The organism is Gilliamella sp. ESL0405 (genome assembly GCF_019469205.1).
Lineage (GTDB): Bacteria > Pseudomonadota > Gammaproteobacteria > Enterobacterales > Orbaceae > Gilliamella.
The window spans coordinates 1,856,044-1,882,615 of the sequence record NZ_CP048265.1; the positions used below are offsets into that span (position 1 = coordinate 1,856,044).

The following is a 26,572-nucleotide window of genomic DNA, read 5'->3' on the forward strand; positions in this document are numbered from 1 at the left end:
ATCTGTCAAAATTCAAAGAACAATAAGCTTTTGTTTGCTTAAATCAAGGTGTAACAAAGCACAAAAAATGGGTGAGCAAATATCCTTAGTTAATTTTAAAAAGATGACATAATCAGCGTTTTACGCTAAGTACACTTGTCAGTTATTTTATACTTAAACGTATATATTTTCTGAAACTTCTTGACAGAAATAGGCAACTGGTTAAACGCTAAAAATTGGAATGAAGTATCCTTACTTCATCTTAAAAATAACTGATTCTGCGTTTCTCGCTTAATACACTAATCAGTTATTTTTATACTTAAACATATATATTTTCTGAAACTTCTTGACAGAAATGGGCAACAGATTAAACGCTAAAAATTGAAGTAAAGTATCCTTATTTCATTTTAAAACTAACAGCATCACGGTTATCACTCCTTACGCGAGTAAGCTATTTTTATACTGAAACATAGGTTATTTCTGAAACTTCTTAACAAGCTGTTGTCGTTCTGTTGGGGTGTAAAAAGTCCATGCGACAAAGCGACTCACTTTTTGTCCTTGTGCCATAGGGACAATTTTGCTATCAATTGCGCCAACTTGCTTCAAATGTTTTTTGATTATCGGCAATGACTCTTTTTTGGATACCAAAGAAGTAAACCATAAACACTGTTTTTTATAGTGCACACTTTCTTGAATCATTTTAGTGATAAAAGCCGCTTCGCCACCTTGGCAGTAAAGTTCAGCATGTTGACCACCAAAATTAAGTATCGTTTTTTGCTTCGGATCGGTAAGTTTACCTAAATTTTTAAGCTTGCGTTGCGTTGCAGCTAATGCTGCTTGTGCCGAGGCATGGAATGGCGGGTTACAGAGCGTTAATAGATAAAATTCGTTCGGTTTAATGATTTGCTTAAACATCGCCGATCGGTCTTTTTGCAATCGGCACGCTATAGCACCGTTAAGAATAGGATTGGCTTTGACAATCAGTGATGCCACATTAATTGCAGTAGGATTAATATCACTTGCCACAAACGACCAACCATACTCCGCACAGCCAATAATCGGATAAATCACATTAGCACCCGTACCAATATCGAGCACATGCACCTGATGACCAGTTGGAATATGGTTAGCATTATCGCTAGCTAATAGATCCGCCAAATAGTGAATATAATCGGCTCGACCGGGGATCGGCGGGCAAAGGAATTGATCCGGAATATCCCAATAACTTAAATGATAATATTGCATTAATAACGCTTTATTTAGCATTTTAACGGCTATCGGATCGGCAAAATCAATCGATAAATTGCCATATTGATTAACTTTTACAAAAGGGGCAAATTCCGGCAATTTTTGGATCAGCGTTTTAAAATCATAACCATGATTATGCTTATTTCGATGATGTAAAGGTGATGATTTAGGTGATGTAGATGATTTTTGCATGTCAAATCCAATGATAAAAAACACGCTATTATATCGGCTTTCAACCGAATAAGTAAAAAAAGTAATGCAATAATCAATTGCCGGTAACAAAAAAGCATAACACCCAGCAAATCAATCTCTATTTGTCGGCGAGATTGGCTGCTCAGAGCAAAAGCCGGAAAATGGGCTTAGCCTGTCAGCAGCCTATAAAGGTCACTTTTCCGCTAAGAGAACTCACTATCAACGGAAAAGGTTAATGCGCCCTAATCTAATTTAGGATGCTGATCAACTAGATCCTGACGTTGCTCTTGTAGGTTTTCAATCTGTTCATCAATATCTTCAACTTTTTGTTCAATGGAATCAAAGTGGTCAGATAAGATCGCTTTTGCCTCACTGCGATCTGATGCCGCCGGTGTGGCGCCTCGTAGGGGTTGATTGGCCGTTTCATTCATTTTTAATCCGGTTATCAATCCAATAATAGCCACCACCATTAAATAGTAAGCAGGCATATATAAGTTGCCACTTTCTTCAACCAACCAAGCGGCAACAGTTGGCGTCGCCCCGGCGATAAGTACGGAAATATTAAATGCAATTGCCAGTGCACTGTAACGAATGCTGGTAGGGAAAATGGCCGGCAAAATTGAAGCCATTACCCCGGTAAAACAGTTTAATAGCACAGCTAAAATCAATAATCCCAAAAAGATAAGACCGATGATATCACTGTTTATCATGGCAAAAGCCGGATAGGCCAAAATAAGTAAGCCTACGCTTCCACCGACAATAAAAGGTTTGCGTCCAATTTTATCGCTGATTAAACCAATCATCGGTTGGACAAATAGCATGCCTATCATGATAGCAATAATAATCAATACCCCATGATCGGTGTGATAATTTAAATTGTGCGATAAATAACTCGGCATATAGGTTAAAAGCATATAATAAGTCACATTTGTCACCATGACTAATCCTACACAGACTAAAAGACTCTTCCAGTACTGTTTAATGATTGTTTTTAGTGTCATTTTAGGAGGATTGGCAATGTGATTTTGATCGTTGTTATCCATTTTATCGGTATGCTGTTGAAACGCCGGTGTTTCTTCGAGGGCGTGGCGTAGATAGAGACCAATTAAGCCAAGCGGCAGCGCAAATAAAAATGGAATGCGCCAGCCCCACGCTTGAAATTTGGCATCACCCATAATAGAGGAGAGCAGTACAACTAAACCTGCACCAACTAAGAAACCGGCAATCGATCCAAAATCAAGCCAACTTCCCATAAAACCCCGTTTGCGATCCGGCGAGTATTCCGCAACAAAGATAGCTGCCCCCGAATATTCACCGCCAATTGAAAATCCTTGCGCTAATTTAGCCAAAAGTAGTAACAGTGGCGCAAAAATACCGATCGAAGCATAAGAAGGAATCAGTCCAATACAAAAAGTACTTAATGACATAATGATGATTGTGACCGATAAGACTTTTTGCCGACCAAATTTATCACCAAGAATACCAAAGACTAATCCGCCTAATGGGCGCACTAAAAACGGTACCGAAAACGTTGCTAAAGCAGCCACAACTTGTACGCTAGGTGAAGCATCGGGAAAAAACACCTGACCTAAAACATAAGCCAAAAAGCCGTAAACACCAAAATCAAACCACTCCATGGCATTACCCAGCGCAGCAGCGGTTATTGCTTTTTTTAATTTACTGTCGTCAATAATGGTAATATCGTTAATATTTAAGGGTTTATTTTTTGAACTTCGTATGCTTTTCATAAATACCGCCTGTTTTGATGCAAATAAAAGAAAATTTATGCAATAAGGTGAATCGGTTACTTAATGATACAAACAAGTACAATATAAATTCACATTGATCATGTGTTTTCTGACATTAAATTGGGAAAATTCCCAAAAATAAAAAGAGGAAAATAACTAGCAAAACGACGGTTTTATCATCACTATTCGATAATTTATCGAATGATAAAACGTGACGTTTAAGGGAAATTAGCCATTGATTATAGCGACTTAATCCCATTTTGTAAAATTCATGCACAGTAAAAAAGTGGGCGATTTTAGTTTTGTCGCGGCAAGCTTTTAAAGAAATGAAATATCGTTTAATCCCCTATTTCGCCAGTCATGATCGTGCAACCCCGGCAAGTCAGTGATAGATTTAGTTGTCACTATCGGTCATTTTTGGTCATTCACTGAACCCTTTTCTAAGTTAGCGTCGTTTAATAATATTATCTTAATGTAGAATCCTTGTTAGTTATCCTTTACAATGATTTCACTTAAACTGATGAGGTAATCCCTATGCGTTGGAGAGACCAAAGAGAGAGTGATAATATTGAAGATCGCCGCTCACAGTCAGGAAGTGGAACGGGAATTAATATCCCAATTGGAGGTAAAGGTAAAATCGTACTATTTTTGGTTGTTATCGTTGCCGGTTATTATGGCATCGATTTATCCGGTTTACTCAATTCCGGTATCATTGATATTAACGACAACCAACAATCCTCAGCTGCATATATGCAACCCGATCCCGATGCCGCAAAATTTACATCGGTTATTCTAGCCAGTACAGAAGATTATTGGCGACAAGAGTTTCAACATTTAGGCAAAACGTATATCCCACCCAAACTTGTTCTTTATACCGGCTCGACCCAAACTTCATGTGGCGCCGGCCAAACCTTAATGGGGCCTTTTTATTGTAGTTTAGATAAAACCGTCTATTTAGATCTCTCTTTTTATCAAGAGATGAAACAGCGTCTTGGTGGTGGTGGCGACTTTGCTCAAAGTTATGTCATCGCTCACGAAATTGGGCATCATGTGCAAAATCTGCTTGGTACCTTTAATAAAGTTGAACAATTAAAGCAGTCACAATCTGAAATTACCAGAAATCAATTATCAGTTAAACTTGAACTACAAGCCGATTGTTATGCCGGTTTATGGGGTAATTCGATTAAACAACAAAATCTGTTAGAAGTAGGCGATATTGAGCAAGCATTACAGACAGCGCAAGCGATTGGCGATGATCGGCTTGAGCAACAAAGTACCGGCTATGTAGTACCTGATAGCTTTACTCACGGCACATCGCAACAACGTTATACATGGTTTAAACGAGGATTTGATAGTGGTTTGATTAATCAGTGTAATACCTTCACACTGCAAGGAAATTAAAAGGAAAGAAGATGTTTAATAAATTAGTAAATCGTATTTTATTAGTCAACGATGACGGTATCGATGCCAAAGGCATTAATATTTTAAAAGAAGCTGCCGAAAAAATTGCCCATGAAGTTTGGGTAGTTGCGCCGGCGCTCGATCAAAGCGGTGTTTCATGTGCCGTTAGCTTAAAATCACCCTTTCGGGTTGCTCAGCGGGGTGATAGAGAGTATGCCGTTTATGGAACGCCCGCAGATTGTGCTTTGTATGCGCTTAAATATTTAATGGTAGACAATCTGCCCGATTTAGTTTTGTCGGGAATCAATAATGGCACTAATGTCGGGTTTGAAACCATTTTATCCGGCACAGTCGGTGCCGCCATGATGTCAATGACACTCGGTGTGCCGGCAATGGCATTAAGCCAATCAACCACCGAAGATAATCAGCCAACCGATTGGGATTGTGCAATACATCATACCGAATCAGTTATTCGGCAACTGTTGGCGTTATCGGCACCTAAAAATATCTGCTTTAATATCAATTTTCCGGCTTGTAAAGCTAACAATATAAATGGCGTGAAGATAACCAAACAAGGGGCAGCAGATGTAAGCAAATTTATTGTTGCGCCAACAACCGATCCTGAAGGAAACGATTATTTTTGGTTTAGAGCAAAACGTAATCAACAAATTATTGACGAAAGTAAAGAGCTCGATGCCACCAATGGCGGCTTTATTGCAATTACGCCTTTAAGTTATGAGCGAACAGATAATGCATTTTATGAAGTATTAAAGCAAAATTTTGTGGCGAAATAGCGCATTGTTACGTCTTCCTTTTAGGAAGACGTATTATCCAGTATTAATCGACTTTTGTTCTCACCTCTTTAACCAGCGCACAAAATATCAATGATATAGCGACCATAATTAAGGCGATCGAATAGATAATTTCATGCCCGTAAGATTCAGATACAAACCCTTGAAGCATACCGGCTATAATAATGCTACAGATGATACCATTATTAAACAAGGTTGATGCAACGCCCATTCGGGTTGGTAGCAGATCTTGAAAGTAGATAATCCCAATATTTGCCACAATGCCAATAAAAAGTGCATTAAATAGCTGTAACACAAATAAGATCCACTCATCGGTAAATAAAATCATACCGATATAAAAGATCAATCCGCAGATTATGGCGATAAAAAATAGATTTCTTTTGCCTAACATCGGCACTAAGTAGCCCGCAATGATCATAACCGGTATTTCAATCCCGGCAGCCAATCCCATTAGATATCCCGGTAAAGAATCAGAAAGATGTAATACCGATTGTACGTACAGAGGCATATCGATGATATACATCATATTTGCTGTCCACATAAAGACCGTTGATAGTAACAAAAACACTACATTTTTATTTTTAAATAAGGGTTGATTTGCCGCTTGTAAATCAACGTTATTGGGTAGCTCTGATGTCGGATTTTTTTCAACGGAAGGTAAAAAAATGGCAACAAAGATCATCGCGACAATAAACATCGACATGGCACTCAGATACATGGTGGTAAAACCATACTCAATCGCTAATCCGAACGATAAAGGTGGTCCAATGACCCAAGCAAGTGACAGTTGTGCCCGTATCAACGAGTTGAAGGCGACAACATTTCGTCCGCTTTTCACGGCATATTCACGAGCTAAAGCAAAAATTTGCGGCATCGCTGCGGACGAGAGCGCAGCAAATAGTACGCCGAGCGTAATTAATAGGTAATAGTTACGGGAAAAGGCAAAAATAAGGCTATTGGCAACCCCCATTAAACAACAAAATATGACAATATTGCGCCTGTCGCCCCTTTTATCAGAATATTTTGCCAATAAAAAGCTACCAATAATGCTGGCAAAAGCATTCACCGAGAAAAAGAGACCGACTAAGCGAGGATCAACATTAACGTCAACCGATAAAAATCGACTTAAGGTTGGTGACTGTAATGCACCGGCTACCCCAATGACAAAGGTGGCAAATAAAAAAGCCGAAAAAATAACGCCTTGCCGTTGGCGAAACGAAGGAATACTAGACATATCTTATCTCAATCATGAAAGTGTCATTAATTATATACTTAAAACATACGCTTAGGTATTGAAAAAATAATAGCTTAAAAAATGATTTATTTTTCTACAATTAAGCGTACAATCAAAATCATCAACAAGACGAGGTAACGTTATGTTATATAATAACAAATCTACGCAGCAACATCATGATAGTCATCATCATTGCCAAGGTGAATGTCATAATATTGCGCATAATCATCACCAACAATCAGCACAGAGTACCGATACTCATCAAACGCAAAACAGCGTGGCGAGTGCTGGGCGACAAGAACAAGATAGTAGCGCCAAAAATGACATTAGTGATCCACCCGAAGATCCCGAAAGGCAAAGCCAACACATTAAGCTTATCTGGAAAATTCAAGGTATGGATTGCGCCCATTGCGCTAAAAAAATTGAAAATGGCATTAAAACTCTTCCGAATATTACTCACTCAAAAATCACATTTTCAACTGAAAAGTTGGTTGTGTTAGTTCCGCAGAAAGATCAAAAAATAATTAAACAGATTGAAGATAAAGTTGTCGAACTAGGTTATACCCCTATTTTCCAATCATCGGACAATCATAATCATCAACATGAACACTCTCATATAATCGATAAAAAAGCGTTATTACCTTTAGCCATATTGGGCGCGTTAATTGTTATCAGTTATCTTATTACGCTGTTTAATCATCAAGCCGGTCAATACGCCTTTATTGCCACCGCTATTATCGGGCTGATACCGATATTAAAAGAGGCGATTTTATTGACTCGCAGTGGCACACCCTTTGCGATTGAATCGTTAATGAGTATATCGGCAATTGGCGCACTATTTATTGGCGCAGCTGAAGAAGCCACCATGGTGATTTTTCTGTTTATGATAGGTGAAATGCTTGAAGGGATCGCAACAAATAAAGCCAAGAAAGGCATTTCATCCCTTGCTAAGCTCATGCCTGAAGAGACTGTTATTATTATCGACGGTAAGCGTAAAACCGTTGCCAGCCACAGTTTGAAGCCAGACGATATTATCGAAATTTCATCCGGCGGGCGATTACCGGCTGATGTTATCTTAGTGAGTGAACAAGCCAATATTGACGAAAGCGCCTTAACCGGCGAATCGATCCCGGTCAACTACTTATATGGCGATAAGATTTTAGCCGGATCACTGGTGGTTGATAATACCATTCAACTCAAAGTGATTTCGCAAGCAGGGCAAAACGCTGTTGATCGCATCTTGCAATTGATCGAAGATGCCGAAGAGCGCAAAGCGCCGATTGAGCGTTTTATCGATAAATTTAGCCGTTATTATACGCCGGCTATTGCGCTGTTTGCTTTGTTGGTTATCCTTATACCACCACTGCTTTTGGGCGAAGATTGGTATACATGGATCTATCGAGGATTAACACTATTATTAATTGGCTGTCCTTGTGCGTTGGTGATCTCAACCCCTGCCGTCATCACTTCAGCATTATCGAGTGCCGCCAAATTAGGAGTATTGATTAAAGGGGGCGCCGCGCTGGAACACATTGGATCGCTAAAAATGATTGCCTTTGATAAAACCGGCACACTAACGGAAGGAAAACCGCAAGTGACCGATATTATCAATCGAGGCTTAGCGGTCAATGACTTGCTTGCTATAGTTGCATCAATTGAAAGCGGCTCACATCATCCTTTAGCTAAAGCTATTGTGGATTACACCAAACAACACGATATCACGTTTAATGAAGCGACAAATCGTAAAGCCATTGCCGGTATTGGTATTCAAGGCGAGCTAAACCAAAAAATCTATTATGTTGTTTCACCCAATAAAATTGACACTGTCTCGGTCCCTTTGTTAAACGACGATGCCAAGCTCATCGAACAACTGGAAAATGCCGGCAAAACCGTCGTGGTCGCCGTCACAGATCAAGCATTACTGGGGATTATCGCGCTGCAAGATGTCTTGCGAACAGATGCAAAACCAGCCATTAAGGCACTCCACCAACTCGGTCTTAAAACCTTGATGCTCACAGGTGACAATCAACGAGCCGCTAAAGCGATTGCCGGACAATTAGGGATGGATTACCGTGCTCAGTTATTACCTGCTGACAAACTGGTCGAGATTGAAAAAATCGGCAAAACTACCACCATTGCCATGGTCGGGGACGGAATCAATGATTCACCGGCAATGAAAGCCGCAACAATCGGCATTGCAATGGGAAGCGGTACCGATGTTGCCCTTGAAACAGCCGAAGTCGCCCTCAGCAAAAATAGTCTATCGAGTTTACCAACGTTAATTCGCTTAGCACGTTTTGCCAATCGAAATATTAAACAAAATATCACTATAGCATTAGGGATAAAGTTGATATTTTTAATTACCAGTCTTTTTGGCTTAACCGGGCTTTGGCTTGCAGTATTAGCTGATTCGGGTACCACAGCGATTGTGACAGCCAATGCTTTAAGATTGCTAAAGGTTAAAAAATAAGGGTGAACAGCGAATTTTAACTTTTTTAAAGGATAAGTTTTCGGCTTTACATAATGGCATAATCTATCTTTTATTGTTACACCTATTAAAGAAGGGATATTGTATGCAATCCCTTCTAGTAACTTATTATTTAAATGTAACTATTTTAAGTTAGCCTCTGCCGTTCATATATAAACAGGTTATCAATGTATCGGCAGGTTTTCACGATTATAAAAACAGTAAAAAAGATTAGATTTTCCATGCTCAGTTAACAACAATCTGCATGTTTTTGTGAGGAAAACTGCATTTGCAAACCTAATGCTTGAACAATTTTAAAGATTGTATTAAAAGTAGGATTCCCCTCACCTGATAATGCTTTATAAATACCCTCACGGCTTATACCCGTATCACGTGAAAGCTGACTGATGTTTTTAGCTCTAGCTATATCACCAAGTGCAATAAATAAAAATTTAGGGTCTCCTTCTTCTATTGCGGCATTTAAATATTCTTGCATCTCTTCATCAGTATTTAAAAAATCAACTACGTCAAAAGTTTTTAGTTTTGTAGTCATAATAAACCCCATTTATTTGCTAATTCTTTAGCAATTTTAATGTCTGTTTGTTGTGTATCCTTGTCACCACCACACAATAAAATAACAATTTCATTATTGCGGTTAGCAAAATAAACCCTGTACCCTTTTCCACAGTGAATGCGCATTTCTGATACACCGCTACCTACAGATTTAACGTCACCAAAATTACCTTCTTGCATACGACGAATTCGAACTTTAATTTTAGCTGCTGCAGTTTTATCCTTAAGCGACTTCTACCATTTTTCCATTTGCGGTGTATAACTTACAGTAATCATGCTTTATTCCTGTTTTAATTTAAAACTATTTTATCTTACACAACCAACATGTCAACTGTAGTTGTCAATTTTAATTATTTATATTGTTACCAAAACTTATCTAATGCTTATATTGATGTTAATCATAAAAATAATAATGAATAAAACAATCGATGTTGAAACAGGTATACCAAACGATGTCGTGAAATAGCCACAAAAGATAAGGAAAAATTAGCACAAACGTTAGCTGAATTTTTAATTGGGTATTTAACTGATGAATCGATTAATTGGTTGCGAAATATAATTTCATTTGATATAGTTTCAAATGAAACTATATTGAAAAGGTAATATTATGGCAATCCCTATTGCAACGGTTGAACAACTGATTGAAAAATTTAAATCTCGTGGAATGTCTTCAAATTATGATGAGATCTTCTTAAGTCGTTTATTGCAGTTTAGCACTGAAGCACTTTTAGAAAACCTAAATCAAGCCTACCGACAATACCAACTGGACGATAAATTATTTGCTGTTTTATTAGTCATAAACACCTTTCACCCTGAAGGAGTCAAACCGTCGCAACTCAGTGAATTAACCCATTTTTCTCGGGTGCAAGTGACACGATGTGTAGAAACATTAGTAAAAAATGAATTAGTTATACGACAAGCTGATCCGCATGATCGCCGCTCACATTGTTTAATTTTAAGCAACAAAGGGATCAATTTTTTTAAAAATGAAATCCCCCCTATCGAAAAAAGGGTTGTTCAAGCCTGGCAAATTATCAGCCAAGAGGAGCGTCAACAATTGCGCTCAATCTTACTGAAACTTTTAAAACACCTTGAGCAGTAAACTAAACGAGAATATCGATGACAAAAAAACGACTTATCCCGCTATTATTGTTAGTAATAATTCTAATCAGCGGTGCAATTTGGTTTATTAATAAAAACCCTTCTTCATTAGTTTTATATGGTAATGTTGATATCCGTACAGTAAACAGTAGCTTTCGTGTGTCAGGGCGTTTGATGCAATTGAATTATGAAGAAGGTGATCCTATTAAACAAGGCGATCTATTAGCCAAACTCGATGCTAAACCTTATCAAAACGCCGTTAATCAAGCTAAAGCCAATTTAATGGTTAAGCAAGCGCAACTTGATTTAATGATAAACGGATATCGCAAAGAAGAAGTGGCTCAAGCAGCTGCACAAGTTTTACAGTATCAGGCAAGTTATGATTATGCTGAAAATAACTATCAGCGTATGGCGAAATTAATCAAATCATCTTCAATATCTAAAGATCAATTCGATAACAGTTTAACTTTGCGTGATCAAGCCAAAGCTAATTTACAAACCGCTAAACAAAAGCTTGAAAAGCTTACTAATGGTTATCGTAAAGAAGAGATTGAAGCAGCACAAGCCACCGTGCAAGCTGCGCAAGCAGAGCTAGCCCAAGCTGAGCTTAATTTATCAGATACCGAACTTTATGCACCTTCCCAAGGTACAATTTCAACCCGAGCGGTTGAATCCGGCACCATGTTGACTGCCGGCTCACCGATCTATGCCATTTCATTAGATCGGCCGGTTTGGGTACGAGCCTATATCGACGAAATTAATTTACATCAAGCCATACCCGGAAGAACGGTTTATGTCTTTACCGATTCTCAGCCGGATAAACCTTATATTGGGCAAATTGGCTTTGTGTCTCCCACGGCCGAATTTACACCGAAAACAGTTGAAACCCCAGTACTTCGCACTGATTTAGTTTACCGTTTACGTATTCAAATCAATGAAACCGGCCAAGGTCAAGCTGATGATATGTTGCGCCAAGGCATGCCGGTAACAATAAAATTTGCCCAATAACGAGCGAATCTATGCAAAACCGTCAGCAAATAGTACTCGATAAGGTAACAAAACAGTTTGAGCATAAAGATCATCAAGTCACTACTGCACTAAAACCTTTATCAACCACAATTTCTGCCCATGGTGTAACAGGTTTAGTTGGACCTGACGGTGCTGGTAAAACAACGTTATTACGAATGCTAGCAGGCTTGCTAACACCAAGCTCCGGTCAAATTAAAGTTGCGCAATACAATCCGATTGATGATCGTGATCAATTGCGAGCAATGCTAGGTTATATGCCACAAAAATTTGGGCTGTACGAAGATTTGACCGTTATTGAAAATCTTAATTTATTTGCTGATCTGCGCCATATCAAAAAAGATGAGCGTCAACAAATGGTTGACAAATTACTAACATTTACTGATTTGGCAAGGTTTACCGAGCGACTGGCGGGTAAGTTATCGGGTGGAATGAAGCAAAAACTAGGATTAGCATGTACTTTGCTCGGTGAACCACAAATTTTATTACTTGATGAGCCCGGAGTTGGGGTAGATCCTATTTCACGACAGGAACTTTGGCATATGGTTCATCAATTAGCGAACGAAGGAATGTTAATTATCTGGAGCACCTCTTATCTTGATGAAGCCGAACAGTGTGAAACAATTTTACTTATGAATCAGGGAGAATTGCTTTTTCAAGGTGCACCACAATGTTTGACTCAACGTGTTAAAGATCGGGTTTATCTACTTTCTTCGCCAATTTCACATCGTCAATTATTGCGAGCGGCATTAAAACTACCACAAATTAGTGACGGTGTGATTGAAGGTGATCGTATTCGTTTAATACTCAAACTTAATGAGTCTATTGATCAAGTTATAGCAAACCTTAAAATAGCTAATATTAGCTATCAACCCACCGCAGGGCGTTTTGAAGATGCTTTTATTGATCGTTTGGGCGGCATATCTAATAAAGAATCAATATTAACTAAAATTATGCCGAATGTTACCGGTTTGCCTGATGATATTGTCATTGAAGCAAAGGATTTGACCCGCACTTTTGGAGATTTCATTGCAACTGATCATGTCAATTTTACTATTAAGCGTGGTGAAATTTTTGGCTTATTAGGTCCCAATGGTGCGGGCAAATCCACTACATTTAAAATGATGTGCGGTTTATTACCGATTAGTAGTGGGCAGGCATTAGTATTGGGATTTGACCTCAAAAAAAGTGCTACTCAAGTGCGAGAGCGCATTGGCTATATGGCTCAACGGTTTTCTTTATACGACAAATTAACCGTACAGCAAAATTTAAACTTCTTTTCGGGCATCTATGGCTTAATGGGTAGCGAACAAACACAGCGCATTAATGAGATGATAACGGCATTTAGCTTTGAGCCAATTTTAGACCAAACTCCGCAATCACTTCCTTTAGGATTTAAACAGCGATTAGCGTTAGCCTGCGCTTTAATGCATAAACCCGATATTGTGTTTCTCGATGAGCCAACATCAGGCGTCGACCCTATCACTCGCCGTGAATTTTGGATCCATATTAACAGTTTAGTCGAAAAAGGTGTTACGGTTATGGTCACCACACACTTTATGGATGAAGCGGAATATTGTGATCGTATTGCATTAATTAATGGCGGTAAGTTAATTGCTTTAGGCTCGCCTAACCAACTTAAGCAATCGGTCGCAAGCAATGCCACTATGGAGCAAGCTTTTATTAAATTGGTGAACGATGCTAACTTGAGGGCGTCAAAATGAGTTTTTCACTCTGCCGAACAGTAACACTTTGTCAAAAAGAGATGAAACAGATTATCCGTGACCCCAGCAGTTGGATTATGGCTATCATCATTCCATTGATATTACTGTTTTTATTTGGTTATGGCATTAGTTTAGACGCCAATAAAGTACGTATTGGCGTGCTGGTTGAGCAAACTAGCCAACCTGCTCATGATTTTGTTCAGGTCTTAAATGGCTCCCCATATATTGAACCCATATTTTCGGATAATCGTTCGCAATTGTCGGCGAAATTAAATGCCGGGCAAATTCGAGGCATGCTGATTATTCCGGTTAATTTTGCTCAACAAGTACAAAATCGACAAGCAACAATTCAATTAATTACCGACGGCAGTGAACCGAATACCGCTAATTTTGTACAAGGTTATCTAACCGGCATTTGGCAAATTTGGTTACAGCAACAAAGTCAACAGCAATTAATTAACAGTAAGCCAATTGTCGATATCACTTCCCATGTCTGGTTTAACTCTGCTGCGATTAGCAAGAATTTTATTTTACCCGGTGCGATAACCATAATTATGACTATTATTGGATCAATCTTGACTTCGTTAGTCGTTGCACGTGAATGGGAACGTGGCACGATGGAAGCATTGCTATCAACACCGATGACCAAGTTGGAGTTTTTATTATCTAAACTGATCCCTTATTATTTCATTGGGTTACTTGCTTTAATTATCTGTTTTCTGGTAACGGTTGGTATTATGCATGTGCCTTTCCGAGGATCATTTTGGCTATTATTAATACTAAGCAGCCTATATTTATGGGTTATTTTGCAACTGGGATTATTAATATCTACCATTACTCGAAATCAATTTAATGCAGCGATGATAGCGTTAAATGTTGCATTTTTACCCGCGGTCATGCTTTCAGGTTTTGTATTTGAGATTAATAGTATGCCAGCTATCATCCAAATTATTACTTATATCATTCCTGCACGTTACTACGTCAACATCTTACAAACACTATTTTTAGCTGGCGATATTTTTTCAGTGATGTTGATTAATGTTGGATTTTTACTGATGTGTTTGTTGCTGTTATTTATGGTGATCTTCAAAAAAACTCATATGCAATTAGATTGAGGTTACAGGAATAAAGACCATGCTAAGATTTATCTACAATATGACTTTCTACCGAACTGTAACATTAATTAAAAAGGAGCTAGCCCTACTTTGGCAAGACAAGCAAACTCGCACTATTTTAATTATACCGGTCCTTTTGCAAATTTTTATTTTTCCATTTGCAGCGACGTTGAATGTTAATAATGCAACGATTGCAATTTATCGACCAACGGTAGATCAACCCACCACGGAATTAATTGATCGGCTAGCTAATGCCAGTAGTTTTTCTAAAGTGATTATATTAGATTCGAAGCAAGCAGTAACCGACATCATTAATCACCAAAAAGCCTTAGTGGTTGTGCAATTACCTGTTGATTTTTCCCGTAAGTTACTCAGCGGGCAATCACCACAAATCCAAATTATTTTAGACGGTCGTAAATCAAATAGTGCACAAATTGCTGCCAACTATATTCAGCAAATTATTATGCAATATCAACAACAAAATAACGTGCAAGATAATACCGGATTAATTGTCCGTCACCGTTATAACAGTAATTTAGACTATAAAAATTTCATCTTACCGTCACTGGTTGCCTTAATTACGACGATAGGTGTAATGATTGTCACCTCACTATCGGTGGCACGTGAGCGAGAACAAGGCACACTTGACCAATTACGTATTTCCCCCTTAATGACTTGGCAAATTTTTATAGGTAAAGCGATCCCTGCAATTATCGTTGCCACATTACAAGGTACTATGGTGTTAACCGCCAGTGTTTTGATCTATCACATCCCTTTTCAAGGCTCACTGCCTTATTACTATTTATGTATGATAACTTACGGATTATCTTTGGTTGGATTTGGATTATTTATTTCAGCGCTTTGCTCAACGCAACAACAAGCTTTTATTGGCATTATTACCTTTATGGTGCCTGCGATTTTACTCTCGGGTTTTATTGCGCCAATTGAGAACATGCCACAATGTTTACAGTATTTAACTGAAATAAACCCAGTTCGTCACTTTATCGAATTAACTAAACAGATTTATTTAAAAGATGTCAGTTTTACAATCATCTGGCAAAGTTTATGGAAGCTATATGCAATCACCCTCTCATTAGGGGGAATTGCATATTATCTTTTTAAAAAGTATGTGTAGAACTAATCGGTATTGAGTCGTAAGGTGTTTAAATCGATTCAATGCTGGTCTCCCTGTAGAAACAGGCAGATCCCGTTACTCATCACTGCGTAATGAGATCTCGCCACCGATGTAGGCGTTGATTGTGCCATTTTGTTCAAGCAATAAAGCACCTTGATCGTTTATGCCTTTGGCAATACCTCGAATAATATTTTCACCTATTAATAATTTAACCGATCGATTAATAAAATTATCCAAACGATTCCAATCAGTCATAAAAGCGGTTAATCCTTGTTGCTCAAATTTAATCAGATTCACTTTTAGCGCTTTAATCACTTTGGCAACCAGCAAATTGCGATCAACCTGCCCTAAATTAGCCCACGCTTGATTAACAATGTCGGTATCGGGATTGGTCATGTTCAGATTGACACCTATACCGATAACAGCATGAGCATAATCGCCCGTTTTTCCGGCAAGTTCGATTAAAATGCCGGCGAGCTTTTGATCATTAAGATAAAGATCATTGGGCCATTTTACTTTAATATCTTGCCCGGATAATTCCCGTAACGTATCGGCTATCACTATGCCAACCACTAAACTGAGCCCCATTGCCGCTGCAATGCCCTGCTCTAATCGCCAATACATGGAAAAATAGAGGTTACTGCCAAACGGAGCAAACCATTTGCGCCCTCTTCGCCCTCGGGCTTTAGACTGAAATTCAGCCACACAGCTATGACCCGATTGTAACGTGTCAATCCTATCGAGTAGATATTGATTAGTTGAATCAATGATCGGTAAAATTTCAACATCACTATCAGCGCCATAATAGTGGTCAATTTTAGCTTTATTAAATAGATCCAATGGTGAGGTTAAACAGTAACCTTTACCTTGAATAGAGTTTAAAGTAATACCCCACTCACGCAGGACTTTAATGTATTTATTAATTCCGGCACGAGTAATACCAAATACAGCGGCAAGCTCTTCGCCGGAATGAGACTTACCGTCTGCCAATATTTCAATTAATTTAAGCGGATTTTGTTGGCTACGCATCAGTGGCTCGCTCTCTTAGTAATAAAACGACAAAATAGAGTGAGATTATAGCAAAACTGACAAATAAATAGGTATTATTGGTCATATCCATAATAAAAGCGATAATAGCCGGTGCGATTAAACTACCAATGGTATTGGTTAATAACATCGCTTGATTCATCGTCACAATCTCTTGTTTTCGAACACACGAACACGCCCAAGCCATCGAGATTGGGTAGATCGTATAAATGGTGGTGCCTAATAAAATAATTGCGAGCACAGAATAAAAATTAAATACCAACATCAAGCAAGCTACCACCGTTAGCAACGATTCAATCAGTAGTACAATTCGTCGACCATATTTATCGGCACAGTAGTTTGCTGGCATTTGCGCTATCACGCCGGATAAGATTAATAAAATCATCCAATTTGCCACTTGATTATCGCTATAGCCCAAATGAGAGTAATAAGCCGGCATTAACGAATAGAGCGAACCAATTAGCATACCGGCTATCATACAACCAATCAGACCGAGTCGAGACGGTTTATATAAAATCATCGGTATAATATTGAAACTGTTTTGCTTTCTTTTCGGTAATTTGTAATGAGTTAGTAAAATAAATAAAATCGCTAATCCCATTAACAGCGCAATGACTAAACCAAAATAGAGCACATCTTGAGGAAAATACTGTAATAGCGCTTGCCCCAATACTGTTCCTAAATAGTAAGTGGTGAGATAGATAGCTAGCATTTTGCCACGTGTGCGCACTGAACCGGTCACTAATATACAGCTTTCAATGACGACCCAAGTGACAGCGCAAGCAATACCGATGAAAAATCGCCAGATCGCCCAACTGTAAAAATCCATTGAAAAACTTAGCCCAATGGTTGCTACAGCAAAAATAAGGCAACTATAGGTGTAAGTATATCTGGCATTAAATCGGCTAATAAACCAATTTGCCATAATAGTACCCACCAAATTGCCAGTAAAATAGCTTGATCCAACTAAGCCAATTTGCCCTAGCGAAAAATCTTCACGTACCAACCAAAGTGGTACTTGAGTATTTAAAGCTGATAAGGCGATGGTGACAAATAATAAACTGGTTAATAAAATAGGAAATGAATACGAATGTCTCATAATTTTATTGATTATAAATAGTTTTATTGATTATAAATAATTATCCACATCAATTTCACCTGTTGCACCAATAAATCGAATTTCTGGCGACAGGTGCACCGAAAATTTTTGATAAACTGCGTTTTTGATATAGCGAGCTAAAGCAATGACATCTTGCGCCGTTGCGTTATTTTTATTAACTAATACCAATGCTTGTTGCTGATGTACAGCTGCACCGCCAATTTGATAGCCTTTTAGACCACACTGATCAATTAACCAACCTGCGGCTAATTTAACTTGATTGTTTACCTGTGGATATATAGGCATAGTTGGGTAAATTTCAAGTAGCTTATCGGCCACCATTTTATCGACTACCGGATTTTTAAAAAAACTACCGCCATTACCTAACACTTTCGGATCGGGCAATTTACTACGGCGAATTTCACACACTTTATCGAAGATCATTTTGGCGGTAACAGTTTGCGGATCAAAATTTCTTAATTCCCCATAACTCAATACCGGTTGCCAGTTTTTGGCAAGTTTAATGCCGACAGCAATTACCGCATAACCGACGTCATATTGGTGTTTAAAAATGCTTTCCCGATAGCCATACTGTCCGTCAGTGACAGTAATTATTTTACCTGTAGCCAGTTCCAGTAACTCTACATAATCCGCCACTTTTTGGAACTCTACCCCATATGCACCAATATTTTGAATCGGTGCGGATCCTACACAACCGGGGATTAATGCTAAATTTTCCAGCCCCGGAATATTTTTTTCAACAGTTTGCGAAACAAGATCATGCCATATCTCCCCAGCGCCTACCCGTAAAAGCCAATGTGTGTCGTTTTCGGTAATGGTGATTCCTTTAATACGGTTAACCACAATAGTGCCAGCAAAATCGGTTGTGAAAAGCGTATTGCTACCCTCTCCAATTATCATGATAGGTTGATTTGGTACATTATTTTCCCATATTTGCTTAAGCTGTAAAATGGTGGTTGCAGTTACAACATTGTCAGCACAAACATCAAGCGCAAAAGTATTAGGAATTTTTTGTTTCATTAATAATGACCTTATTTTTATCTAAACACGCAAAACGTGTTAAATCTACCGATTTATATAACAACTTATATAACAACTAGGGTTAAACTTTATAAAATTAAGTGAGATAGGCTTTAGATTTTACAAGCTGTCTTAAGTTAATTTGTCAAAAGGCGTAAATTAATCTCTAGCGATAAATTTTTATCTACAATTTAGATCGACTATTTTATCACAACGAGGCAAGATATTTTATCAATTGTTAAACCATTTTCACTTAATCGGCTTATACCAATAGGTATCATAACGTTTTTTTTGAACCATGTGATATAAGCTATTGAATTTAAATAATATTCATTTAAAGATTGATGTCGCCTATATATTCAATTAAACAAAGGCGCAAATCTTTTTTGTTTTTTTTATCATGTATTATAACTATTCGAACGATCTTTTTTATAAATTAGGCTAAAATGAGCATCAATAGCTCTGAAAGTCTCGCCATGTTGGCAATAGTTTTAATAAAATAGACAAATGGGCGTTAGATCACGGTTTTAGGTGACATATTTCTTTAATATGTTACCAGTGGTAGTTAAGATTTAGAGGAAATTATGAAAAGAGTATTTATTATGATCCTAGATTCTTTTGGGATCGGTGGCGCAGAAGATGCAAAAAAATATGGGGATGAAGGTTCAGATACATTAGGTCATATCGCTCAAGAGTGTGCCTTAGGTAATGCCGATGAAGGTCGTAAAGGTGCATTACATTTACCTAATTTAGGCAAATTAGGCTTAATTGAAGCTGCATATGAATCGACCGGATCTTATCCGCAAGGCATGGCTACCGAAAGCGAAATAATCGGATCATATGGTTATGCTAGTGAAATTTCTTCCGGTAAAGATACCCCTTCTGGCCACTGGGAAATAGCCGGTGTACCGGTACTTTTTGATTGGGGATATTTTACCAACACCACCAACAGTTTTCCGCAAGAACTATTAGATAATATTGTCACTCGTGCTAAATTGCCCGGTTACCTTGGCAATTGCCACTCTTCGGGTACCATTATTCTTGATGATCTTGGTGAAGAGCACATGAAAAGTGGCAAACCTATTTTTTACACCTCTGCCGATTCGGTATTTCAAATCGCTTGTCACGAAGAAACATTCGGGTTAGATAGACTTTATGAAATTTGTGAAATCGCTCGTGATGAACTCAATAAAGGTGATTACAACATTGGGCGTGTTATTGCCAGACCTTTTGTCGGTCAAAAAGCTGGCGAATTTGTTCGTACCGGTAACCGTCATGATTTAGCAGTAGAGCCACCTGCTCCAACCATGATAAAAAAACTGGTTGATGAAAAACAAGGCACCGTGGTTTCAATCGGTAAAATCGCCGATATTTATGCGCAAGTTGGTATCACTAAAAAAGTTAAAGCAACCGGTATCGAAGCTCTATTTGATGCCTCACTTAACGAAATTAAACAAGCCAAAGATAATACCATTGTGTTCACAAATTTTGTCGACTTTGACTCATCTTATGGGCATAGACGTGACGTTGCAGGTTATGCAGCAGCGTTAGAATATTTTGATAAACGCTTACCGGAAATGCTTGCACTCATCGAGCCGGGTGATCTATTGATTATCAGTGCTGACCACGGCTGCGATCCAACTTGGCCAGGAACGGATCACACTCGTGAGCATATTCCTGTTCTTGTTTATGGTGACCGTGTGCCAGTTGGTTCTTTAGGTCATCGCAAAACCTTTGCTGATATCGGGCAAAGTGTTGCTGATTATTTTGATTTATCACCAATGGAATATGGTGAATCATTTATCCGCAAATAAGTAACCAGTTTTATTTTAGTAATACATTTTTTAGATATATCATCAGGAGAATTTGATGCCAACCCCACATATTAATGCTGCTGAAAATGATTTTGCACAAACTGTTTTAATGCCGGGCGATCCGCTTCGTGCTAAATTTATTGCGCAAACATTTTTACAAGATGCAAAGGAAGTCACCAACGTCAGATCTATGTTAGGTTTTACCGGTTACTATAAAGGAAAAAAAGTGTCTGTTATGGGGCATGGAATGGGCATTCCGTCTTGTTCTATTTATGCTACCGAGCTGGTAAAGTTTTACGGCGTAAAAAATATCATTCGCATCGGATCTTGCGGGGCAATTAGCCCAGATGTTAAGTTGGGCGATGTTATTATCGGTATGGGTGCTTGTACTGACTCAAAAGTAAACCGATTACGTTTTAAAGATCACGATTTTGCAGCGATTGCCGATTTCGATCTCATCTGTCATGCAGTCAATGCAGCTAAGAGCTTAGATGTAAATGTTAAAATTGGTAACCTTTTTTCAGCCGATCTTTTTTATAGCGTTGAGCCGGAACTTTTTGATGTCATGGAAAAATATAATATTTTAGGTGTCGAAATGGAAGCCGCTGGTATTTATGGTGTAGCAGCAGAGTATGGCGCAAAAGCTTTGGCAATTTGCACCGTATCGGATCATATTCGTAAAGGTGAAGCCATGTCAGCTGAGCAACGTCAGCTTGGCTTTAAAGAGATGATAACTGTTGCGCTCGAATCAGTATTGTTAAACCAAAATTAACAAAAATGGCAGATTTCTGCCATTTTTTTTTGATTAATTACAAGGTGTTAAAATTATCACTTTGGGTACTATTGGTTAATCAACTTTTATCGAGTTAAGTGCTTATAAAATTTTAGTCACTCAGGCTTATTGTGTTATCACCAGTAAATCGGGATTGATTCTGTGGTAACAAGTTTTAAATTTATTCATTAATAGTTAATAGATAGGTTATAAAAGATCTCATTTAATAAGGAATCGAAATGAATACCAAGTTACAACTTAAAGTTATATTTTTCTTTCAATTTTTCATCTGGGGGAGCTGGTTAATTACTTTAGGCTCTTATATGATGCGTAAATTGGAATTTACCGGCATTGAAGTTGGCTCTGTATATGGGACTATGGGAATTGCCTCATTATTTATGCCAAGTTTACTCGGCATAGTAGCCGACCGCTGGATCCCGGCTAACCGCCTTTATGTTTTATGCCACTTAATCGGCGCGATAACACTATTTTTAGCTGCTTCAATCACTTCACCATTTTTAATGATGATTGTGATGCTTATTCACTGCTTAGCATTTATGCCAACTATCGCTATTTCAAATTCGATTTCTTACTCTTGTTTAGAGTCTCAAGGACTGGATGTTATTACACAATTTCCGGGTATAAGAATTTATGGAACAATTGGCTTTATTGTCGCCATGTGGTTAGTTAGCTTCTTGCAATTAGAATTGAGCAACATGCAACTTTATATTGCTGCCGGCAGCTCTATTTTACTTAGCCTTTACTCATTAACATTGCCTTTAATCCAAACCACCAAAAATGAGACCAAAGAAAAATCATTATTAAGTTCTTTGGGGCTAGATGCCTTTGTATTATTTAAACAACCTAAAATGGCGATCTTTTTTCTGTTCGCCGTACTCCTTGGTGGTATTTTACAAATAACCAATACTTTCGGTAATCCATTTTTACACGATTTTGAGAAGATCCCTGAATATGCTGATAGTTTAGTGGTCAAGTATCCTTCAGTACTGCTCTCTATTTCGCAAATTTCTGAAGTGGTATTTATCTTATTTGTCCCGTTTTTTATGAAACGTTTAGGCATTAAATATGTGATGCTAATTAGTATGTTAGCTTGGGTTGCACGATTTGGCTTATTTGCCTACGGTGATCCTTCGCCATTTGGCTTTATTTTATTGCTTTTATCGATGATAGTTTATGGTTGTGCTTTCGATTTTTATAATATTTCTGGCTCAATGTATGTTGAAAAAACCGTTTCAACCAGTATCCGCAATAGTGCGCAAGGCTTATTTATGACCATGACCAATGGTTTAGGCGCTTATTTAGGTTCGATGATTAGTGGTATTGTTGTTGACCGTTTTACGTCAAGTGAAAATATCATCGATTGGCATAATGTGTGGTTAGTATTTGCTGGCTATTCTTTAGTTTTAGCCATTATATTTATGTTAATATTTAAAAATGACAGTGCAGAGCAAAAAACCGCTTAAGCTGCCAATTAATATACTGAGGTAAGCCTAAAAACTTACTTATGCTTATACAGCGTTAGCCATTTCATTGTTAAACCAATGTAACAAAAAATAAATGGCTAGCTAATGTATAAAATATTGAGATACAACTAAACTTAGTACCAATATGCTGGTAGCAATCATGATTGTTGCCAGCTCTCAAAAAAACCAACCTGCTTCACAAAAATAGCGTTAAGTCACACAAAATGTATGGAAAAGATACCCCATATCAAGGTAAAATATCACAAGATTGCAATTGGCGATTAATCGTGACAAAAGCCACTTAGTTAGTACTTAATTTTCACTATTCTAAGTACTTAAGAAGTTTACTTAAATAGATAAATACTCGATGAATAAGCAAATAGTTCCTAAAGTCATACTCCACGAACATGTCGAAGGTAGCATTACCCCTTTTATGGCTAAAAAATTAGCCGATAAAAATCATCTCCCTTTTCCCCAATCTTTATGTTATCAACCCGGCCAATACGATAAAAATGAATATAAAAATGGTCGCTATCAATATGATGAAACTGATTTTGTTCAATTTATTCAAACCTACGACACTGTTTCAAATTTCGTCAAAACGCCCGAAGATTACTACCTCATTACTTATGATTTTCTAAGCAGAAATGCTAAACAAGGTTTAATATACTGCGAACTGTTTTTGTCACCCTATCATATCTGTGCAACGCACACCGATAATCAAGTCATTTGGGATCAACAAAGATTTCATCAAACACTAAAACAAATGGATAAGGCGATTATTGATGTTCAAAAAGAACATAATATTACTGTCAGATACCATGTAATTGGCGTACGTCATCTAGGTGTTGATGTGGTGTACGATACACTACAATTTATTGAAAATAATCCTCATCCATTTATTACCGGATTTAATATCGCTGGTAATGAGAAAGCCGGCCATTTTGATGATTTTGAAAAGGCTCATCAACTTGCGTCTAAATTGAATTTAAAAAAATCTTATCATGCTGGTGAGATTGATTGTGCTGAAAGTATTATTCAAGCACTGAAACATGGTGCAGACCGAATCGGGCATGGTATTCGTGCCATTGAAGATCAAAAACTCATTGATGAGTTAGTCAGCAAAAAAATCACACTCGAAATCGCCCTTACCAGTAACCGAATTTTAGTCAATGAATTACATGGTGATATCCACAATCATCCGGTACGACAACTTTATGATAAAGGCGTGCCTATTACCTTAAATACTGATGATGCCGGCATTTTTGGTACTGATATTGAAAAAGAGTACCATTTGGCGCAATCGATTTTTAACTTTACTCGATTGGAATTACTCGATATTACGCTATGCGGTATCGATGCCGCTTTTGTTGAAGATGCGGAAAAAATGCGATTAACCGATTTAGCACTGTCATTTTTTACCGAAAATGATAAGCATTGTTTACAATTGGCAATCAACAATCATCAATATCACCCCGCCATAATTGAGCGATTTATCAAATATCAAAATAGATTATTAGTACTTGTTAATGAATAACAATATTGCGAAAAGGAGATGTACATGACCAAAAACAAATTAACTTTAACCTTACTAACACTATTCGTTTCTGGCGCTCTCCATGCCGCAACGGTTGATTTAAGAATTATTGAAACAACCGATCTGCACGGCAACATGATGAATTATGATTATTTTAAAGACCAATCTATTGATACCTTTGGATTAGCTAAAACCGCTAATTTGATTCATCAAGCTCGAAGTGAAGTAAAAAACAGCGTATTGGTCGATAACGGTGATTTAATTCAAGGCAGTCCTATGGCTGATTATGCAGTCAAAAAAGGACTGAAAGACGGCGAGATACACCCAGTTTATAAAGCGATGAACACGCTGGATTATGTTGTTGGAAACATTGGTAATCACGAGTTTAATTTCGGCTTAGATTTTTTACAAAAAAGCCTAGCCGGCGCTAAATTCCCTTATATTAACGCCAATGTCTATGATGCCAAAACTGGTAAACCGTTTTTTAAACAATATATCATTATCCCAACGCCTGTTATTGACAGAGAAGGGAATAAACATACCGTCAACATTGGATATATTGGCTTTGTTCCGCCCCAAATTATGCAATGGGATAAGTTAAATTTAGAAGGGAAAGTCGAAGTTAAAGATATTACCGAAACGGCTAAAAAATTAGTTCCTGAAATGAAAAAACAAGGTGCTGATGTCATTATCGCCATTCCACATTCCGGCGTTTCGTCTGAACCTTATAAAGCCTTAGCTGAAAACTCTGTATACTATTTAAGCCAAGTTGAAGGCATCAATGCAATTATGTTCGGTCATGCTCATGGCGTTTTCCCAAGCGAGGATTTTAGCTCACTGCCAAATACCGACATTAAAACAGGCAACATTAACAATGTGCCGGCAGTAATGCCCGGACAATGGGGCAGCCATTTAGGGGTAGTGGATTTAGTGCTTGAAGGTGATCAAGCAAAATGGCAAGTCACTGCTGGTCAATCTCAAGCTCGTCCAATTTATGATGTCAAAACTAAACAAGCGCTGGTCGATGTTGATACAACAATTATCAATGCACTTAAAGAAGATCATCAAGGTACCCGTGAATTTGTCGGCAAACCGATTGGTAAAGTATCAACTGATATCAATAGCTATCTAGCTTTAGTTGAAGATACCTCAGCGCTACAAATTATTAGTGATGCGCAAATTGCTTATGTAAAACAGTTTATTCAAGGTGATCCGGATCTGGATAATCTCCCTGTTTTATCTGCTATTGCACCGTTTAAAGCTGGAGGGCGAAAAAACGATCCAACTGCCTTTGTGGATGTTAAAAAAGGCGATCTGACGTTTAGAAATGCCGCTGATATTTATCTCTATCCTAATTTATTGTCAGCGGTAAAAATTACCGGCCAAGAGGTAAAAGAGTGGCTTGAGTGTTCAGCCGGCGTTTATAATCAAATTGATACTGAATCGACCAAACCACAATACTTAATAAATTGGGATCATTTCAGAACTTATAATTTCGATACGATCGATGGCGTTAGTTACGAAATCGACATTACTAAACCCGCTCGTTATGACGGTAATTGTCAGTTAATTAATGCCGATTCTGAGCGAATCAAAAACTTGACTTATAAGCAAAAACCGATTGATCCTAAACAAGCATTTTTGATTGCGACCAATAATTATCGAGCCTATACCGGTGCATTCCCGGGTACTGGTGGTAAAAATGTTAAATTTAATTCACCTGATGACTTAAGAGTTATTCTTTCTGCTTATATTAGCAACACCACCAAAAAAGACGGGGTGGTTAATGTGACGGTTGATAATAATTGGCGAATTTCTCCAATAAAGAGTAAAACCAAATTGGATATTCGTTTCGAGTCGTCCCCAACTGATGAAGCTAAAGCTTTTATTGAAAAAAATTCACTGTATAAAATTAATTATCTGGAAAAAGATAAATTAGGTTTTGGGGTATACCAATTAGACTTGCAATCAGCGGTTAGTCATCAACCACAAAATAAATAGCACAATTTAAGATTCAAAGGAT

At 37.9% G+C, this 26,572-nt stretch carries 20 protein-coding genes and 1 pseudogene; 13 read left to right on the forward strand and 8 right to left on the reverse strand.

What is annotated here, in order from left to right; all coding sequences use genetic code 11:
• Positions 1 to 453: 453 nt before the first annotated feature.
• A complete protein-coding gene (gene rlmF, locus GYM74_RS08080; RefSeq protein WP_220217720.1) occupies positions 454 to 1,419 on the reverse strand; it encodes a 23S rRNA (adenine(1618)-N(6))-methyltransferase RlmF in 966 nt (321 codons plus the stop codon).
• A 242-nt stretch (positions 1,420 to 1,661) separates the two neighbouring features.
• Positions 1,662 to 3,167 (reverse strand): glycine betaine/L-proline transporter ProP, encoded by a 1,506-nt coding sequence (gene proP / locus GYM74_RS08085; RefSeq protein ID WP_220217721.1) that lies wholly within the window; start codon positions 3,165 to 3,167, stop codon positions 1,662 to 1,664.
• A 534-nt stretch (positions 3,168 to 3,701) separates the two neighbouring features.
• Here proP and GYM74_RS08090 point away from each other — a divergent pair.
• Together GYM74_RS08090 and surE are read left to right on the forward strand one after the other, a co-directional pair.
• A complete protein-coding gene (locus tag GYM74_RS08090; RefSeq protein ID WP_220217722.1) occupies positions 3,702 to 4,568 on the forward strand; it encodes a neutral zinc metallopeptidase in 867 nt (288 codons plus the stop codon).
• 11 nt (positions 4,569 to 4,579) lie between these two features.
• On the forward strand, positions 4,580 to 5,362 hold the full coding sequence (gene surE / locus GYM74_RS08095; RefSeq protein WP_220217723.1) for a 5'/3'-nucleotidase SurE: 783 nt from the start codon (positions 4,580 to 4,582) through the stop codon (positions 5,360 to 5,362).
• Between the two features lie 43 nt (positions 5,363 to 5,405).
• Here the strand turns inward: surE and GYM74_RS08100 are convergent, their stop codons facing one another.
• Positions 5,406 to 6,614: an MFS transporter gene (locus GYM74_RS08100; RefSeq protein ID WP_220217724.1), complete on the reverse strand. Its 1,209-nt coding sequence runs from the start codon at positions 6,612 to 6,614 to the stop codon at positions 5,406 to 5,408.
• Positions 6,615 to 6,756: 142 nt separating this feature from the next.
• On the opposite strand from GYM74_RS08100, the gene GYM74_RS08105 reads away from it, so the two are divergent.
• Positions 6,757 to 9,084, forward strand: coding sequence for a zinc/cadmium/mercury/lead-transporting ATPase (locus GYM74_RS08105; RefSeq protein WP_220217725.1), 2,328 nt, complete (start codon positions 6,757 to 6,759; stop codon positions 9,082 to 9,084).
• Positions 9,085 to 9,331: 247 nt separating this feature from the next.
• Here GYM74_RS08105 and GYM74_RS08110 read toward each other — a convergent pair whose 3' ends face one another.
• Both GYM74_RS08110 and GYM74_RS08115 read right to left on the reverse strand, forming a co-directional pair.
• The gene (locus GYM74_RS08110; RefSeq protein ID WP_065561131.1) at positions 9,332 to 9,634 is read right to left on the reverse strand and encodes an addiction module antidote protein; all 303 of its coding nucleotides are present in this window, start codon (positions 9,632 to 9,634) and stop codon (positions 9,332 to 9,334) included.
• A pseudogene (locus GYM74_RS08115) lies at positions 9,631 to 9,930 on the reverse strand (type II toxin-antitoxin system RelE/ParE family toxin). Before GYM74_RS08115 ends, GYM74_RS08110 begins: the two are co-directional and overlap by 4 nt.
• A 331-nt stretch (positions 9,931 to 10,261) precedes the next feature.
• Here GYM74_RS08115 and GYM74_RS08120 point away from each other — a divergent pair.
• Genes GYM74_RS08120 through GYM74_RS08140 form a run of 5 tightly spaced genes read left to right on the forward strand, consistent with a single transcriptional unit; the run spans position 10,262 to position 15,755 of the window.
• Positions 10,262 to 10,756, forward strand: a complete 495-nt coding sequence (locus tag GYM74_RS08120; protein ID WP_220217726.1) for a MarR family transcriptional regulator — start codon at positions 10,262 to 10,264, stop codon at positions 10,754 to 10,756.
• Between the two features lie 17 nt (positions 10,757 to 10,773).
• Positions 10,774 to 11,763 (forward strand): secretion protein HlyD, encoded by a 990-nt coding sequence (gene hlyD / locus GYM74_RS08125; protein WP_220217727.1) that lies wholly within the window; start codon positions 10,774 to 10,776, stop codon positions 11,761 to 11,763.
• 11 nt (positions 11,764 to 11,774) lie between these two features.
• Complete coding sequence (locus GYM74_RS08130) at positions 11,775 to 13,505, forward strand: ATP-binding cassette domain-containing protein (protein WP_220217728.1); 1,731 nt, start codon at positions 11,775 to 11,777, stop codon at positions 13,503 to 13,505.
• Positions 13,502 to 14,620, forward strand: coding sequence for an ABC transporter permease (locus GYM74_RS08135; protein ID WP_220217729.1), 1,119 nt, complete (start codon positions 13,502 to 13,504; stop codon positions 14,618 to 14,620). Before GYM74_RS08130 ends, GYM74_RS08135 begins: the two co-directional genes overlap by 4 nt.
• 19 nt (positions 14,621 to 14,639) lie before the next feature.
• A complete protein-coding gene (locus tag GYM74_RS08140; protein ID WP_220217730.1) occupies positions 14,640 to 15,755 on the forward strand; it encodes an ABC transporter permease in 1,116 nt (371 codons plus the stop codon).
• A gap of 75 nt (positions 15,756 to 15,830) precedes the next feature.
• Here GYM74_RS08140 and birA read toward each other — a convergent pair whose 3' ends face one another.
• The 3 genes from birA to murB are packed head-to-tail and all read right to left on the reverse strand — an operon-like array spanning position 15,831 to position 18,942.
• Positions 15,831 to 16,784, reverse strand: coding sequence for a bifunctional biotin--[acetyl-CoA-carboxylase] ligase/biotin operon repressor BirA (birA, locus tag GYM74_RS08145; RefSeq protein ID WP_220217731.1), 954 nt, complete (start codon positions 16,782 to 16,784; stop codon positions 15,831 to 15,833).
• Positions 16,777 to 17,901 (reverse strand): MFS transporter, encoded by a 1,125-nt coding sequence (locus GYM74_RS08150; RefSeq protein WP_220217732.1) that lies wholly within the window; start codon positions 17,899 to 17,901, stop codon positions 16,777 to 16,779. Before GYM74_RS08150 ends, birA begins: the two co-directional genes overlap by 8 nt.
• A 30-nt stretch (positions 17,902 to 17,931) precedes the next feature.
• Positions 17,932 to 18,942, reverse strand: a complete 1,011-nt coding sequence (murB, locus tag GYM74_RS08155; RefSeq protein ID WP_220217733.1) for a UDP-N-acetylmuramate dehydrogenase — start codon at positions 18,940 to 18,942, stop codon at positions 17,932 to 17,934.
• Between the two features lie 584 nt (positions 18,943 to 19,526).
• Here murB and GYM74_RS08160 point away from each other — a divergent pair.
• The 5 genes from GYM74_RS08160 (at position 19,527) to GYM74_RS08180 (ending at position 26,550) form a co-directional block, all read left to right on the forward strand.
• Positions 19,527 to 20,756, forward strand: coding sequence for a phosphopentomutase (locus GYM74_RS08160; RefSeq protein WP_255556109.1), 1,230 nt, complete (start codon positions 19,527 to 19,529; stop codon positions 20,754 to 20,756).
• Positions 20,757 to 20,811: 55 nt separating this feature from the next.
• The gene (deoD, locus tag GYM74_RS08165; protein WP_220217735.1) at positions 20,812 to 21,528 is read left to right on the forward strand and encodes a purine-nucleoside phosphorylase; all 717 of its coding nucleotides are present in this window, start codon (positions 20,812 to 20,814) and stop codon (positions 21,526 to 21,528) included.
• A gap of 239 nt (positions 21,529 to 21,767) precedes the next feature.
• Positions 21,768 to 23,012 (forward strand): nucleoside permease, encoded by a 1,245-nt coding sequence (locus GYM74_RS08170; protein WP_220217736.1) that lies wholly within the window; start codon positions 21,768 to 21,770, stop codon positions 23,010 to 23,012.
• 367 nt (positions 23,013 to 23,379) lie between these two features.
• On the forward strand, positions 23,380 to 24,549 hold the full coding sequence (gene add, locus GYM74_RS08175; protein ID WP_220217737.1) for an adenosine deaminase: 1,170 nt from the start codon (positions 23,380 to 23,382) through the stop codon (positions 24,547 to 24,549).
• A gap of 24 nt (positions 24,550 to 24,573) precedes the next feature.
• Positions 24,574 to 26,550 carry a bifunctional 2',3'-cyclic-nucleotide 2'-phosphodiesterase/3'-nucleotidase gene (locus GYM74_RS08180; RefSeq protein WP_220217738.1) on the forward strand — a complete coding sequence of 659 codons (1,977 nt, stop codon included), beginning with the start codon at positions 24,574 to 24,576 and terminating at the stop codon, positions 26,548 to 26,550.
• Positions 26,551 to 26,572 lie beyond the last annotated feature (22 nt).